We start from the raw sequence: 14,531 nt of genomic DNA on the forward strand, positions 1-14,531 counted from the left end.
ATCGGTGTCACGGAGCGACCGGGTCAAGGTGCTGCAGCTGACCGGCATCACGGTCGGCGGCTCGGCCGAGCACCTGCTGCAGCTGGCGACGTTGTTGCCGCCCGACCGGTTCGAGACCACGATCGCGCTCTCCGGTGGCGGCCCGCTCGACGACGAGATCCGGGCGACCGGGCTGCCGGTCCTCGACTACGCCCCCTCGCACGGGGCGGGCCACTTCAAGCAGGCGACGCCGGACGGGCCGGTGGAGCTGGTCCGACAGTTCCTGCGCATGCGCGCCGCCATGCGGCGCCACCGGTTCGACGTCGTCCACACCCACACGTCGGTGGCCGGCGCCATGGGCCGGGTGGCCGCGTGGTCGGCCGGTACGCCGGTCCGCCTGCACATGCTGCACGCCTACGCCGGCCACGCGGGCGTGCCGCAGCCGAAGCGTTCGCTCTACCGGCTGGTCGAGCGGGCGCTCGGGCTGGTCACCACCCACTACGTCGCCGGGTCACGGTTCATCCGCGACGTCGGCGTGCGGCACCGGCTGTTCCGCCCCGAGGACGTCACGGTCATCCCGTACTCCAGCCGGATGACGGTCGGCGACGCCACCGCGGCCGACCGTGCCCGGCTGCGGGAGGAGCTCGGGTTGTCGCCCGACGCGCTGCTCATCGCGCTCGTCGGCCGGATCGAGGACCAGAAGGGCGCCGACCTGCTGATCCGCGCCGTCCCCACCGTGGTCGCCCAGGTGCCCCGCGCCCACGTCGTCGTCGTGGGCGACGGCACGCGGCGTGCGGAGGCCGAGGCCCTGGCCGTCGAGCTGGGCGTCGCCGATCGGGTGCACTTCACGGGGTGGCGGCACGATCTCGCCGACGTGATGCGCGCGGTCGACGTCCTGGCCCTGCCGTCGCGCTGGGAGGCGTTCGGGATCGTGAACCTGGAGGCGATGGCCGCGGCCCGGCCGGTGGTCGGCTTCGCCGTCGAGGGGATCCCGGAGGTCGTCGTCCACGGAGAGACCGGGCTGCTGTCACCGGCCGGCGCCGTCGACGAGCTCGCCCGGGACCTCGTCCGGGTGCTCACCGACCCGGAGTTGGCCGCCCGGCTGGGTGCCGCCGGACGGCGCCGGTTCGTGGAGCACTACGTGCCGCACCAGATGATGCAGGCGCACGCCGACCTCTACGACGAGCTGATCGGCGTCGCGCGTCGCCGACGCCGCCGTCCGCGTCGGCTGCTCAGCCGCGCCGCGCGACGACGCCTTGGATGAGTCGACAGAAGGTCTGCCCGACGTCCGCCATCCGGTAGTGCGTCCGGATGAGGGCGGCCGCTTCCGCGCCCATGTCGGCGCGGCGGTGCGCGCCGAGCGCGACGAGGTCGCCGATCCGTCCGGCGAGGGACTCCGGGTCCTCGCTGCGAGCGACCAGCCCGTGCCGTCCCTCCTCGAAGACCGGGGGCATGCCGGAACAGTCGGTGAAGACCGTCGGGAGCCCGGCGGCCATGGCCTCCATGACGGCGAGCGGGAGCGCCGGCCCCTCCCACCGGGCGGCGTGGACGTAGCCGTCCGCCGCGGCGAGCAGCTGCCGCACGTCGCTGCGCCAGCCGAGGAAGGAGACGACGCCCTCGAGGCCGAGGGCGTCGGCCTGCCGGCGGAGGGATGCCTCGAAGGCGGTCGTGGCTCGGGCGGCGACCGGGTCCCCGGACGAGCCGACGAGGGCCACGTGGACGGGCGCGGCCCACCCCTGCCCGCCGAGGGCCGTGAGCAACAGGTCCTGACCCTTCTGCGGATCGAGCCGACCGACGTTGAGCAGGAGGACGTCGTCGTCCCCCGCGCCCATCTCGGCCCGGAGGCGCCTCCGCTCCCCGGCGGGGAGCTGCAGGGACGGAGGGGCGTCGATGCCGTTCGCCAGCACCACGGCGCGCTCGGCGGGCACCCCGAAGGCGATGAGCTCGTCCCGGACGACGGCCGAGGTACAGACCGCGAGCGTGGTGTGCCGGGCGACCACGCGGGTGTAGCTCAGCCGCTTCAGCGCGGCGACGGGCCGGGAGCCCCAGAAGCGGTGCTGGTTGCCGACCACCACGACGCCGGGGACCCCGGCGCGTGACGCCGCCAGCAAGGCGAGCATCCGGTCCCGTTGGTTCACGCCGATGACGCACACGCCGCCCTCGGACCGGACACGATCGGCCACCGCGCGCACGAGCAGGGGATCCCATGGGCGCTCCAGCCGGGGCTCCAGGACGGTCTCGGCGCCCAGCTGGGCGAAGTCGGGGAGGATCGACGGTTCGCTGGCCGGCACCGTGCCGTGCACCAGAGTCACGTCGAAGCGATCGGCGTGCAGCGCCTGCGCGAATGCCAGGGCCATCTTCGCCGCGCCGGTGCGGTCGGGGAGCCGGAGCGTCATGTGCACCCGTCCCCTGCCGGCCGTCATGCGGTGCGCTCCTCGTACCCGGCGTCGAGGACGCCGCGGACGAGTCCACTGAAGGTGCGACCGAGATCCTCGACCCGGTAGTGCGCCCGGATGAGCGCTGCGCCGGCGTCGCCCATCGCCGCACGGTCCTCGGGGCGCATCGCAGCCAGTTGAGCGATCCGCTCCCGGATGGAGGCCGGATCCTCGCTCCGTGCCAGCAGCCCGTCCCGGCCCTCGTCGAAGACCGGCGGCTGGCCCGAGCAGTCGGTGAAGACGGTGGGGCGGCCGGCGGCCATGGCCTCCATGACCGCCAGCGGCAGCGCCGGGCCCTCCCAGCGGGCGGTGTGCACGTAGCCGTCGGCCGCGGCGAGGAGCCGGGGGACGTCGTCCCGCCAACCCAGGAAGCTGACCGTGCCCTCCAGCCCGAGGTCGCGAGTCTGCCGGTGGAGGACCGCCGCGTGGCGCGCGGCGGCGGCGGAGTCCCCGGCCGAGCCGACCAGCGCCACGTGGATCGGCGCGCTCAGTCCGCTCAGCGCCTCCAGCAGGACGTCCTGGCCCTTCTGTGGGTCGAGCCGGCCGACGTTGAGCAGCAGGAGATCGCCGTCGCGGGCGCCCATCTCCGCCCGCAGGCCGGCCCGCTCCGCGTCGGTCAGCTGGACCGGAAGGGTCGGGGAGATGCCGTTGGGGAGGACGACGGTGCGTCCGGCCGGCACGCCGAAGGCGGTCATCTCGTCGCGTACGACGGTGGACGTGCAGACGGCCAGGGTGGTCCGGCGGGCGACGACGGTCCGGTACCCACGCCGTTTCACGGCGGCCAGGGGGCCCGAGAAGTGGTGCTGGTTCTGCACCATGAGCACCCCGGGCACGCCGGCGCGCGTGGCGGCCAGCAGGGCCGGCGCACGGTCGCTCCGGTTGACCCCGATGACGCAGCGTCCGCCGTCGCGGCGCACCCGCTCGGCGAGGGCGCGGACCAGCCGGGGATCCCACGGCCGCTCGAGCAGCGGCTCGAGGACGGTCTGGATGCCCAGGCCGGCGACGTCGGGCAGGATGCTCGGTCCGTCGCCGGGGACGCGGCCGTGTACGAGGGTGAGGTCGAAACCGTCGGCGCGCAGCGCGCGGGCGAACTCCAGCGCCATCTTGGGCGCGCCGGTCCGATCGGGCCGGCGCAGGGTCATGAACAAGCGTCCGTCGGGCGCGGTCATCCGCGGCCGGTCGACTGGCGCACGGGCGCCCGCCACGCGCCCACGTCCAGTCCGGTGACCTGCTCGAGCAGGTCGAGGTCGGCGCGGAAGGTCTGCACCAACTCGCGCCGGGTCTCGGGTCGGTAGCTGGTCCGCACGATGTTGCGGGCCACGATCTGCCGCCGCAGCCGCCGGCGCAGCGACGTCGGGACGACGGGGGACAGCACCTTCTTCAGCGGGTGGTGGGTGCTGATCACCCGGCCGAGGAACCGGCTGCGCGGCTCGCCGGAGCGGTGCGGGTCGGGGGCGACGGTCACCGGAACCCGGTCCACGCCGAGGTGGTCGTACAGCCGGCCGACGGTCTCGACCGGGTCGGCGGTCAGCTCCTCGTGCCGGAGCACGAGGAGCTGCTCGCGGGGGAACACCTCCAGCACGTGCCGCAACTGCTCGCCGTACCGGCTCATCCCGGCGTAGTGCCAGATGTGGTGCCAGCCCTCGGCGATCCGGCGCGGTTCGTCCGCCAGCGCCTCCTCGAAGGTCGCGCACGGTTCCCAGCCGCGGGTGCGCATGAAGCCGTAGGCGGAGAAGGCCCGGTCCACGGGGTCGCGCAGCATGCAGACCAGCCGCGCGTCGGGGACCATCTCCCGGACCCGGGTCACGGCGTGCGGGTAGTACATGGTCGACACCGACGCCTCGCCGCGGACCTGGTCCGGGCGGGCCTCCCGGTAGAGCCGGAGATAGGCGTCCCGGTCGGGGATCGCGAGCCGGTTGATGGTCTGGCGGTCGCCCGGCCCGGTGAACGCCGGCGTCGTCCCGGCCAGGGCGAAGTGGTGCGGCTCCTTCGGCTCGGTCAGGAACAGCCCGGGGTGCTCGGCCAGGTACTGGTACAGCGCCGTCGTCCCCGACCGTGCCGCGCCGATGATGAGGAACTGCGGTCCGAGCATCACTTCCCTCTCCGTGTCGGGAGCGCGATCGTACGGATACCGAGAGTCCGGTGGGCGGCACCCGCCAGGTGCAGGTTGCGGACACTCATGGCCACCGCCGCGGCAGCAGCCACCCCGATGCCGCCCCAGGCCGAGCCCCACCAGCTCGCCAGCACCGCGAACGCGATCGAGGAGACCAGGGCGCTGACCGCCACGACGCGCTGGCGCCCGGCGTGGGAGAGCACCACCGAGCACGGTCCGGTCCAGGCGTTGACCAGGACACCGGCGCACATCACCAGCGCCGGGACCAGGGCCGCGTCGTAGCCTGCACCGAAGAGCGCCGGCAGGAGCACGCGGCCCGCTGCGGCGAGCACGACGACGACCAGCGCCGTCACCGCCGTCGACCAGACCGCGAACCGCCGGATGGGCTCCTGCAGGTCCGCCAGCCGGCCGGAGCCCGAGGCGGCGGCGATCCGCGGGGCCAGGGTGCGCATGCCGATGGCGGTCGGGACGGCGACCAGCACCGCGATCCGCACCGCGACGGAGAAGACCGCGACCTCCTCCACCGGCGCGACAACCGCGAGCAGCCAGACGCCGGCCTGCGGGACGGTCACCGACGCCACCGTGGCGAGGACGAACGCGCTGCCCGAGCCGAGCATCCGCCACGGCGAACCGCCCGGGTCGGGACCGCCGGCCTCGCGCGGCGGCGCCCCAGCGGTCGGCTCCTGCGTGGTGACCCGGCCCGCCGCGTGCCGCCCGTCGCCACCGGTGGCCACCACGCGGACCAGGAGGAGCAGGGCGACGAGGTACACCGCGGTCTCGACGGCGACCGTCCACTGCACCGCGGTCCGCGCCGCCGGGGCGCTCGCCGCGGCCGCCGCGAGCAGGAGGACCGCCACCAGGACCACCCGGCGGACGTGCTCGCCGAACACCAGGGCCAGCCCGAACCGGTCCCGCGCCCGCAGCACGTTGACCAGGAGCGGGCCCAGGGCGGCCGCCGGCAGCCACAGGGCCACGAGCAGCACCAGCGGTCGATAGACCTCCGGCGGCGTGCCGGCCGCCGCCGTCGCCGGCCCGAGCACCCACTGCCAGAGCGCAGCGGTGACGACGACGCCGACGGCCTGCGCCAGCAGCAGCCGCCGCAGCAGTGCTCCGTGGGTCCGCCGCTCCCGCTGGGCGACGACGATGGTGGCCACCTGGGTCAGCCCGAACTGGGCCACGACCGCCAGGAAGGTCAGCCAGCTCAGCGCCCAGGACAGGGCGCCGAACTCGTCGACGGGCAGCACCCGTGCCCCGACCACGGTGACGAGGAAGGCAGTGACGACGGCGGCCAGCTGACCGACCGCGACCAGCGCGGTGTCCCGGCGCAGGGCGGTGTCACGGCGAGCCGGGCGCTGTCCGGCGTCCCCGGCGCCGTGGGTGAGCGGGGCCGTCAAGGAACGGGCGCCTTCCGCTCCGTGTCGAGGGCGTCGGCACCCACCGTGGGCGGCAGGCGGGAGGAGCCGTCCCGGCCCTCGCGCGCCCGCCGGACGAACATGTTGACCAACCAGGTGAACGCGAGGATCGGGAGCCCGAATGCCACCCACTTCGGCGCCGAGGTCGCCCACACGCCGCCCGGGAAGATCCGGATCATGAAGACCAGGCTGAACCCCCAGACCAGCGGATCGCGTGCGAACCTCCGGAAGGCGAGCTGGGCGGCGCGGACGACCAGACCGCTGAGCAGCCCCCCGAGGACGATGCCGGGGAACCCGAAGTTGACGTACCAGTCCCCGACGGGGGTCGCCGGGAAGCCGTTGTTGCGGTCGATGTAGGTCTGGGCCAGCTGCACGGCGGGGGAGACGAACGGGTCCTGCGGGCCGACCAGCACCGAGGGCACCGCGCTCACCGAGCCGTCGACGAAGTCGGCGCCACCGGTCAGGTCGAACCGGTCGGGCCAGTCGTCGAGGTAGAGCAGCAGCGCGTCGTAGAAGGTGTTGTTGGTGGCGACCGCGACCTGACGGACGGCGCCCTGCCCCACGATCGAAGGCGCCAGCTCCCCCCAGAGCACGGTGTCGCGAGCGGTCCGCAGCGTGAAGGCCAGCAGCACCGCGAGCACGGGGACCAGGAGGAAGCGGCGGCGCCACCGCGGGTCGCGCAGCCAGTGTCCGTCCGGTCGGCGGGCGGCGCGGCGGCCGGTGCGGCCGAAGATCAGTGAACCGGCCAGCAGGGCCACGACGGAGAGCACGGGGACGTCGCGTGCGCCCCAGGTCCAGCTGAGGTAGCCGTTGACCGCGATGAGGCCGAAGATCATGAGCCGCTGGAGCCGGGCCCCACGGACGGAGAAGAACGCGGCGACGCCCAGCAGGGCGGCCAGCATGGGGATCGCCCGGAGCGCCCGGCTGTCGGCGATGTCGCGGTCGACCTTGGAGGCCTGCAGCAGCCCGGACGGCCCGCCGTAGCGGACCCACAGGGCAGCGGTCGCGACGAAGGCGGCGGCGGTCAGGACGACGGTGAGGACGACCAGCGTCCGCGGGGCCATCGGGCCGCGGAGCTGTGGGTACAGCACGGTCACGGGCCGCACGAGCGGGGACAGCAGGCGGGCGCCGGCCCACAGGGCGAGCAGGAAGCCCACGACGACCGCCTGGCCCACCAGGAGCAGCGTCTCGGTGTCGCGCTCCTCGAACAGCAGCGTGGGGAAGGGCGTGTCGAGACCGAGGGCCAGCATCAGCGGCCGCCACAGCAACTGCAGGGCCAGGTAGTAGAGGGTGAGGGCCATCGCGTCGAGGGGGTGCACGACGAGGCTCCGGTAGACGAGCCCCCAGACCACGAAGGACGCCGCCACCGCGAGCAGCGGCCCGATCACGACCGCGTCTCCATGTCGTACGGGGAACCCACCGCATCCTCCGACCGTCGCCGTCCCCCGACGGCGGCACGGAGGGCGAGGGTAACGCAGGGAGACGCCGTTCCGGGTCCGCCGGCGTTTCGCCATCCCGCGCTCCACGCTCTACCATCCCGCGGATGCGCCCAGGGCCGAGGCTGATGATCGTCGGTGCCCCCAAGAGCGGGTCCACCGCCCTGTTCAACTACCTGGCCGCCCATCCGGACGTCCGCAGCCACGTGCACCGCGAGATGCCGTTCTTCGGTCGGGACGACGAGTTCACGCACGGCTGGGACCACGCGGTCGGCAAGTACTACCCGCCGTCGGTCGGGGACGCGCCGCTGGTCGCCAAGCACACGATGGCGATGTACGACCCGGCGGCGCTGCGCCGCATCGTCGACGCCACGCCGGCGGTCGTGGTCGCCGTCCTCCGCAACCCGGTCCCGCGGGCGTACTCGCACTTCCACTACGCCCGGCTGCGCGGTTGGGAGGACGCGGTCACCTTCGAGGAGGGCCTCGCGCGGGAGGCGGCCCGGGGGGTCAGCTCGCCACCGCAGGCCCGCGACATGCAGTACGTCGGGAACGGGGTCTACGCACCGCACGTACGCACCCTCCTCGACACCGTGCCACCGGAGCGGCTGCGGATCTACCTCTCCGACGACCTGCGCCGAGGTGCCCTGGACATCTGCGCCGAGCTCTTCGACCTGGCCGGACTCGCCCCGCACGAGCCGGACGTGACGACGAGGCACAACGAGGGGCGCGCGCCCCGGTCGGCCCGGTTCGCCCGGGCCTTCCTCGCAGTCCAACGGCCCGGCAGCCCCGTGCGCCGGCTCGCCGCTCGTGTCCCGAGCCGGACGCTCTACCGCGCCCGCCATCTGGTCAACCGGCTGAACGAGGGTCGGGCGTCCTTCCCCCCCATGGCCCTGGAGACCGCTGCCCGCCTGCGCGAACGGTTCGCGGAGCCCAACGCCGCCCTCTCCCCGCTGATCGGGCGGTCACTGACCGCCTGGGACACGGCACCCTGAGTTGCTTGGCGATCGCCGAGTCGCCTCCCGATCGCCTCCCGTGCCGGTACCTTGACCGCCGTGCTCGATACAGCCGCTGACGGGACCCAGCGCACGTCGACGGACCGCTCCGGCGGGGTCCACGAGGGGGCCGCGCCGTACGACGCGGGGCCGGGCCTGCGGGAGTACGTGTCGGCCCTCCGGCGGTACTGGTGGCTGGCGCTGCTGACCTTCCTCGTCGTCCTCGCGGCGTCCATCGCCTCGCTGTACGTCATCGACCCCGTGTACCGGGCGGAGGCCCAGGTGCTGGTCCGCACGGAGGACAGCCGGCAGCTGTTCCCGCGCACCAGCGGCACGTCGGCCGGCGCGTTGATCCGCTCCCCGAGCGCGGAGATCGTCTACGTCGGGAGCGACGAGTTCCAGCAGCGCGCCCGCGACGCCGCGGGCGACGAGGCCGAGGTGGAGGTCCGGAGCGCCACGGGCTCCAGTCCACTCGGCGAGTCCAGCGCGCTCGTCTTCGTCGCCGAGGCCGGCGACGCGGAGGCGGCCCGGGCGGCCGCGCAGCTCTGGGCGGAGACCTACGTCGCCGTCCGGCACGAGAGCGACGTCGCGGAGACCACGGCCCTGCGGGATCTCATGGTCGGGGACCGGGATGCGTTGCGGGCGCAGCAGCAGGAGATCCTCGCGCCGCTCGCCGCCCTGGACGACGCCATCGCCGCGGAGACCGATCCGTCCGACCTCCCCCGCCTGATCAACGAGCGGGTGGCGCTCCAGCGCGAGCTCGGTCCCACCCTCGACCCGGTGGAGGCCGACCTGCGGCGGGTGGAGGCGCAGATCTCCAGCCTGGGCGTCGACCTGCGGGTGATGGAGAACCCCCGAGCCCTGGCCTACGTCAGCAGCGCGGCCGAGTTGCCCGAGGAGCAGGCCAACGGCTCGATGACCCGGAGCGTGCTCGTCGGCGTCGTCGCCGGGCTGGTCCTCGCCGGCGGCGCCGTCGCGGCGGCGCGGGCACTGCGCGGGTGAAGGACCCCGTGCCCCCCGCCGCTCGCACGCTCGCGGCGGGACCCTGCACGGGGGCCGACGGGAGGGGGTCCTCGCTCAGCGGGGGGCGCCCACCACGTCCGGGTGCTGGGCGAACCAGTCGATGGTGCGCTTGAGGCCCTCGTCCAGGGCGACCTGCGGCTCCCAGCCCAGCGCCCGGCGGGCGAGGGTGATGTCGGGCTGACGGACCGTCGGGTCGTCCTCCGGCCGGGGGATGAACTCGATCGTCGAGGCGGACCCGGTCAGCTCCTTGATCCGCCGGGCCAGGTCGATCACCGGGGTCTCGTGCGGGTTGCCGATGTTCATCGGCCCCGTCTCCGACGACAGCAGGAAGCTGATGAGCCCCTCGACGAGGTCGCTGACGTAGCAGACGGAGCGGGTCTGGCTGCCGTCACCGGCCACGGTCAGGGGTTCCCCGGCCAGTGCCTGCCGGATGAACGTCGGGATGGCCCGGCCGTCGCGTGGCCGCATGCGCGGGCCGTAGGTGTTGAAGATCCGCACGATCGCGGTGTCCACGCCGTGCGTGCGCCGGTAGGCCGACGTCAGCGCCTCGGCGAACCGCTTGGCCTCGTCGTAGACGCCCCGCGGACCCACCGGGTTCACGTTGCCCCAGTAGGTCTCCGGCTGCGGGTGCACGAGCGGGTCCCCGTAGGTCTCCGACGTCGAGGCGATGAGGTACCGGGCCCCCTTCTCCTTGGCCAGGCCCAGCGTGTGCAGGGTGCCGATCGAGCCGACCTTCATCGTCTGGATGGGCAGCTCGGCGTAGTCGATCGGGGACGCGGGCGAGGCGAAGTGGAGGACGTAGTCCACCGGCTCCGGCACGTGGACGTAGTCGGTCACGTCGGCGCGGACCAGTCGGAAGCCCGGGCGCTCCAGCAGGTGCGCCACGTTGGCCGGCGTCCCGGTCAGGAAGTTGTCGAGGCACAGCACCTCGACGTCGCGGTCGAGCAGCGCTTCGCACAGGTGTGACCCGAGGAAGCCGGCCCCGCCGGTCACCACAGCACGAGACATGGTCCGTCCTCCTCCACCTGCACGATCGCCTTGGTAGCGCACCGTAACGCGGGGCATCGCCGGACGGCGTCCCCACTGCGGGGGATGCCGTGGCGGAACGAGCCGAGGCGCCCTCCCGCACCCTCCCAGCAGGGCGGAAGCGGTCAGCCGCTGCGCCGGCCCAGCGCGCGGTATGTCCAGCCGGCGGCGGTCCAGGCCTCGCGGTCGAGGGCGTTGCGGCCGTCGAGCACCCGCTTCTGGGCGACGACCTTGCCGAAGGCGACCGGGTCGAGCTCGCGGTACTGCGTCCACTCGGTGAGGACGAGGACGGCGTCGGCGCGCTCGGCGGCCTCCTCGGCGGTGTCGGCGTAGTCCAGCTGCGGCCACTGCCGGCGGGAGTTGTCGACGGCGGCGGGGTCGGTGACCCGGACGACGGCGCCCTGCAGCTGCAGCTGGGCGGCGACGTTGAGCGCCGGGGAGTCGCGGATGTCGTCGGAGTCGGGCTTGAACGCCGCCCCCAGGACGGCGACCCGCTTGCCCAGCAGCGAGCCGTCGCAGACCTCGCGGGCCAGCTCGACCATCCGGATCCGGCGGCGCATGTTGATGTTGTCGACCTCGCGCAGGAAGGTCAGCGCCTGGTCGGCGCCCAGCTCGCCGGCGCGGGCCATGAAGGCGCGGATGTCCTTGGGCAGGCAGCCGCCGCCGAAGCCGAGGCCAGCGTTGAGGAACTTGCGGCCGATCCGGTCGTCGTAGCCGATCGCGTCGGCCAGCAGCTTGACGTCGGCGCCGGTGGCCTCGCACAGCTCGGCCATCGCGTTGATGAAGCTGATCTTGGTGGCGAGGAAGGAGTTGGCCGCCGTCTTCACCATCTCCGCGGTGGCGTAGTCGGTGGTCACCTTCGGCGTCCCGCGCGCGACGATCGGGGCGTAGACCTCGTCGAGCATGCGCTCGGCGACCTCGCCGTCGGGCCCCTCCGGGAGGCCGTAGACCAGCCGGTCGGGGTGCAGGGTGTCCTGCACGGCGAAGCCCTCCCGCAGGAACTCCGGGTTCCAGACGAGCAGGGCGCCGGGCACCTTCTCGGCCACCATGTCGGCCAGCTGCGCGGCGGTGCCGACCGGCACCGTGGACTTGCCGACGACCAGGTCGCCGGGCGTCAGGACCTGCAGCAGCGACTCGACAGCGGCCTCGACGAAGTGCATGTCCGCCGCGTACTCACCGCGCTTCTGCGGCGTACCGACGCAGACGAAGTGGAGGACCGAGCCGGACGCGTCGGCGATGTCGGTGCTGAAGCGGAGCCGGCCGGTGGCCAGCGTCCGCGCCAGCAGCTCCTCGAAGCCGGGCTCGTAGAACGGCGCCTTCGCCTCCCGCAGCGCGGCGACCTTGCGCTCGTCGACGTCGACGCCGACGACCTCGTGGCCCATCTCCGCCATCGACGCGGCGTGGACCGCACCCAGGTAGCCGCAACCGATGACCGAGACCTTCACGGCCGAACCCCCTTGATGACCGGCGCCTCTGCACGGCGCACCCGAGCTGACTGCTCACCGCAGGGACACGTTCGCATGCGATCGGAGTGCACCCACACTCCGTCTGCCCCGCACGAGCTAGAGCCGGTCATTCGACCAGCGAGAGCGAGCCCACCGGGGAGGTCGCCGCCGGGTTGATCACCTCGTCCGGCTCCAGCGGCAGCGCGCCGGTGTCCACGACCTCGTCCGGCGGCGCGATGATCCGCGAGCGGGGGTCGAGCGCGTCGGCGAGCAGGATCACGTCACCGACCGTCTTCTTCTCCTGCCACTGGAACGCCGGCTTGAGGTTGAAGTAGGACTCGGGGTCCAGCGCCATGATGCCGAGGATCACCTCGGCGACGATCCGGCCACCGACCGGGCCGAGCTTCTTGCCCTTGCTGGTCAGCTCGGCCTCCTTGAGCACGTAGTACCAGAGCGGCGCCTTGCCGCCCCAGCCCGGCTGCTTGAGGCCCAGCTGCGCGTTGGTCAGCGGGGTGATGCCCATGGCCGTGGCCACGTCCTGGCCGCAGGGCAGGCCGAGCCGCTTGCCGCGCAGCAGGTTGCGCTCGGCCAGGGCGATGATCGCCTTCTCCGTCGGTGCGACGACCGTGGACGGCAGCGTGAACAACGGCAGCGACAGCTGGGTGTCGATGAGCCGGGACATGTTGCGGTCGTCCGGGGGCTCGAGGCCCGGGATGTCGAAGAAGTAGTTCCAGTCGCACCAGAGGTTGGCCGGGATGGGCCGGTTGCCGCGGAGGTCCTCGAAGCCGTCGCGGCCGAAGATCGGCACGGTGTGGCCGTCCTGCATCTCGTACTCGGCGCGGATCATGCTGTGCCCGAAGCGGTAGGCGGCGCCGGAGTACTCGATCGGCATGTACGGGTTCTCGGGGTGCTCGGGCTTGTAGAGCGTGCCGGTGAACTTGATCGTCCCGTCCCGCTTGATCAGGCTGGTGACGACGTCCTTGCCGACGATGCGCGGCAGGTAGTCGTTGACGATCAGCCACTGGTAGTGCCACCGCGTCTGCCGCTGGGCCTGGGCGTAGGTCATGCCCTGGCTCATGAACTTGTTGTGCAGGCGGATGAACACGATGTGCAGCTGGTTGACGATGAGGTTCTCGTCGTTGCGCGGGTCACCGAGGTAGGCCGCGCCGACCGCGTCGCGCGGCACGTCGTACAGGTCGTCGTGCTGCACGAGCTTGAGGTAGCCGTACCGGGCCGGGTCCTGGTCGTAGAGCTCCGGGCTGCCCTTGATGCCCTTGCCGTAGATGCTGCCCAGGTCGAACCACGGGGTGTCGTAGTTCCGCATCGCCAGCGGGTCCTGCAGCCGGGTGGTCAGCGGCGTCTTGTCCAGGGTCATGTCGTGGTCGACGAACTGGCCGAAGTAGATGTAGCCGGCCGGGATGCCCGCGTTGTCGAAGGCGACGTCGCTGTCCTTGACGTCGGACAGCGGCGCCTTGCCGTCGTTCATGCTCGCCGCGAGCCCCTTCAGCAGCCCGTCGGTCGGCGCGAACGGCGGCAGGTCCTTGAACATGAGCCCGAAGCGGGCCTCCGCCTTGCGGTCCACCCGCACGGCGACGTCCGCCCCGCGCGGGTCGCCGACCGCGTGCGCCGCGGTCTCGGCGGGTGCACCCGTGGGCGCCGGGACCGTGCTGGGGTCGGCCGTCACGGGCACCTCCTCGGCCCGCGCCGTGCCACTGAGCCCGCCGACGGCGGGCACCATCGCCGTGGCCAGTGCCCCGGCGAGGAACCCACGCCGGGCCACCCCTCGCGTCGCCCCGGTGCCGGCTCCGGCTCCACTGAACGGGCAGCCGCCCGCACTTCCGTGATCCTGCTGCACAGTCGTCGCCCCCCGGCGTCATACGGGCCCCCTGGCCCGTGCTGGGACGAGTGTCGAGGTCAGGGGCCTGACCCCGACAGACGCGTCCATGGGGTCGGCTGACCCCCCGTTGTGGGGTGCCGGTCGCCGTCTCGACGTCGTGGACGTCCCGGACGGTCCCTCCGCGCAGCCGCCGGCGCCCTGGTCGGGCCGTTCAGGTCTGGCCGGGCACGCAGCTGGAGCGGATGCTCAGCCCACGACCGGGAACGCCGGCCGGGCCCGACGGCCACCGCACTCGCGGAGTCGGTCGTCCGTGAGCCGCCGTCGGCCGCCGCCGTGCGGATCGGCCGCCGTGCTGACCACCCGGTCCCACGCGTGAGCGAGGAACGCCGACAGCGGCAGCCAGGCCACCAGCGGCCACATCCACCAGTCCATCGTTGCCTCCGTCAGTCGACCGTCGTGACGCCACGGTTCCGCACTTCTCCACGATCCAGGCGCTCCTCACCGACTCCCGTCGGCGGCGCGCCGCCACCCCACGCCTGGGGTCGTACCAGGTCACGCTCCCGCGGCGCCGGACCTGCCGTCCGGTCGGCCGCCGGCCCACGCGCGGGCCCGATCACGGCCCTCTCCAGGGGCCTGCCCCGATCTCGCGAGGGGTGGGGTGGAGGGGTCCTTGCTCAGTCCTGCGGGGCGCTGGGCCGGCCCCCCGCGAGTGGACGGTCCAGGTCCGGGGCCCGAGTGACGTCGGCCAGGCGGGCGGCCTCGGCGGCGAGCGCGTCGGCCGACTCCTGGGCGCGGTCCTTGCGGTACTCGCGGAAGGAGTGGACGACCGCGGC

The 14,531-nt window shown here is 73.5% G+C and carries 12 protein-coding genes; 3 read left to right on the top strand and 9 right to left on the bottom strand.

Translation table 11 applies throughout. From position 1 onward, the window contains the following. Window positions 1-4 precede the first annotated feature (4 nt). Window positions 5-1,243 (top strand): glycosyltransferase, encoded by a 1,239-nt coding sequence (locus tag GCU56_RS15890; protein WP_163482709.1) that lies wholly within the window; start codon window positions 5-7, stop codon window positions 1,241-1,243. Here the strand turns inward: GCU56_RS15890 and GCU56_RS15895 are convergent. From GCU56_RS15895 to GCU56_RS15915, 5 genes are read right to left on the bottom strand one after another with little or no spacing between them, the layout of a single operon-like run. Next, entirely contained in the window at window positions 1,212-2,402 is a 1,191-nt protein-coding gene (locus tag GCU56_RS15895; RefSeq protein WP_163482710.1) for a glycosyltransferase family 4 protein, read from the bottom strand. The two genes, GCU56_RS15890 and GCU56_RS15895, sit on opposite strands and share 32 nt — an antisense overlap. After that, window positions 2,399-3,583, bottom strand: a complete 1,185-nt coding sequence (locus GCU56_RS15900; protein WP_163482711.1) for a glycosyltransferase family 4 protein — start codon at window positions 3,581-3,583, stop codon at window positions 2,399-2,401. The genes GCU56_RS15895 and GCU56_RS15900 overlap by 4 nt, the downstream gene beginning before the upstream one ends. Further along, complete coding sequence (locus GCU56_RS15905; RefSeq protein ID WP_163482712.1) at window positions 3,580-4,506, bottom strand: sulfotransferase family protein; 927 nt, start codon at window positions 4,504-4,506, stop codon at window positions 3,580-3,582. The genes GCU56_RS15900 and GCU56_RS15905 overlap by 4 nt, the downstream gene beginning before the upstream one ends. Then, on the bottom strand, window positions 4,506-5,921 hold the full coding sequence (locus GCU56_RS15910) for a lipopolysaccharide biosynthesis protein (protein ID WP_163482713.1): 1,416 nt from the start codon (window positions 5,919-5,921) through the stop codon (window positions 4,506-4,508). Before GCU56_RS15910 ends, GCU56_RS15905 begins: the two co-directional genes overlap by 1 nt. Then, the gene (locus tag GCU56_RS15915) at window positions 5,918-7,327 is read right to left on the bottom strand and encodes a hypothetical protein (RefSeq protein ID WP_163482714.1); all 1,410 of its coding nucleotides are present in this window, start codon (window positions 7,325-7,327) and stop codon (window positions 5,918-5,920) included. The genes GCU56_RS15910 and GCU56_RS15915 overlap by 4 nt, the downstream gene beginning before the upstream one ends. A 155-nt stretch (window positions 7,328-7,482) precedes the next feature. On the opposite strand from GCU56_RS15915, the gene GCU56_RS15920 reads away from it, so the two are divergent. Together GCU56_RS15920 and GCU56_RS15925 are read left to right on the top strand one after the other, a co-directional pair. Then, a complete protein-coding gene (locus GCU56_RS15920) occupies window positions 7,483-8,367 on the top strand; it encodes a sulfotransferase (RefSeq protein ID WP_163482715.1) in 885 nt (294 codons plus the stop codon). 60 nt (window positions 8,368-8,427) lie between these two features. Beyond that, on the top strand, window positions 8,428-9,369 hold the full coding sequence (locus tag GCU56_RS15925) for a Wzz/FepE/Etk N-terminal domain-containing protein (protein WP_163482716.1): 942 nt from the start codon (window positions 8,428-8,430) through the stop codon (window positions 9,367-9,369). Window positions 9,370-9,444: 75 nt separating this feature from the next. Here the strand turns inward: GCU56_RS15925 and GCU56_RS15930 are convergent, their stop codons facing one another. From GCU56_RS15930 to GCU56_RS15945, 4 genes are all read right to left on the bottom strand, one after another. Beyond that, complete coding sequence (locus tag GCU56_RS15930) at window positions 9,445-10,398, bottom strand: UDP-glucuronic acid decarboxylase family protein (RefSeq protein WP_163482717.1); 954 nt, start codon at window positions 10,396-10,398, stop codon at window positions 9,445-9,447. A gap of 143 nt (window positions 10,399-10,541) precedes the next feature. After that, window positions 10,542-11,861, bottom strand: a complete 1,320-nt coding sequence (locus tag GCU56_RS15935; RefSeq protein ID WP_163482718.1) for a nucleotide sugar dehydrogenase — start codon at window positions 11,859-11,861, stop codon at window positions 10,542-10,544. Between the two features lie 127 nt (window positions 11,862-11,988). Next, a complete protein-coding gene (locus GCU56_RS15940) occupies window positions 11,989-13,641 on the bottom strand; it encodes a peroxidase family protein (RefSeq protein ID WP_163482719.1) in 1,653 nt (550 codons plus the stop codon). Between the two features lie 303 nt (window positions 13,642-13,944). Next, complete coding sequence (locus GCU56_RS15945; RefSeq protein WP_163482720.1) at window positions 13,945-14,130, bottom strand: hypothetical protein; 186 nt, start codon at window positions 14,128-14,130, stop codon at window positions 13,945-13,947. Between the last annotated feature and the right edge of the window lie 401 nt (window positions 14,131-14,531).

It is taken from the genome of Geodermatophilus sabuli (genome assembly GCF_010686765.1).
GTDB lineage: Bacteria > Actinomycetota > Actinomycetes > Mycobacteriales > Geodermatophilaceae > Geodermatophilus > Geodermatophilus sabuli_A.

Excerpts from the sequence above, each read along its gene's own strand:
- GCU56_RS15895 (WP_163482710.1), bottom strand. The coding sequence starts at position 2,402 with ATGACGGCCGGCAGGGGACGGGTGCACATGACGCTCCGGCTCCCCGAC.
- GCU56_RS15900 (WP_163482711.1), bottom strand. The coding sequence starts at position 3,583 with ATGACCGCGCCCGACGGACGCTTGTTCATGACCCTGCGCCGGCCCGAT.
- GCU56_RS15905 (WP_163482712.1), bottom strand. The coding sequence starts at position 4,506 with ATGCTCGGACCGCAGTTCCTCATCATCGGCGCGGCACGGTCGGGGACG.
- GCU56_RS15920 (WP_163482715.1), top strand. The coding sequence starts at position 7,483 with ATGCGCCCAGGGCCGAGGCTGATGATCGTCGGTGCCCCCAAGAGCGGG.
- GCU56_RS15930 (WP_163482717.1), bottom strand. The coding sequence starts at position 10,398 with ATGTCTCGTGCTGTGGTGACCGGCGGGGCCGGCTTCCTCGGGTCACAC.
- GCU56_RS15945 (WP_163482720.1), bottom strand. The coding sequence starts at position 14,130 with ATGGACTGGTGGATGTGGCCGCTGGTGGCCTGGCTGCCGCTGTCGGCG.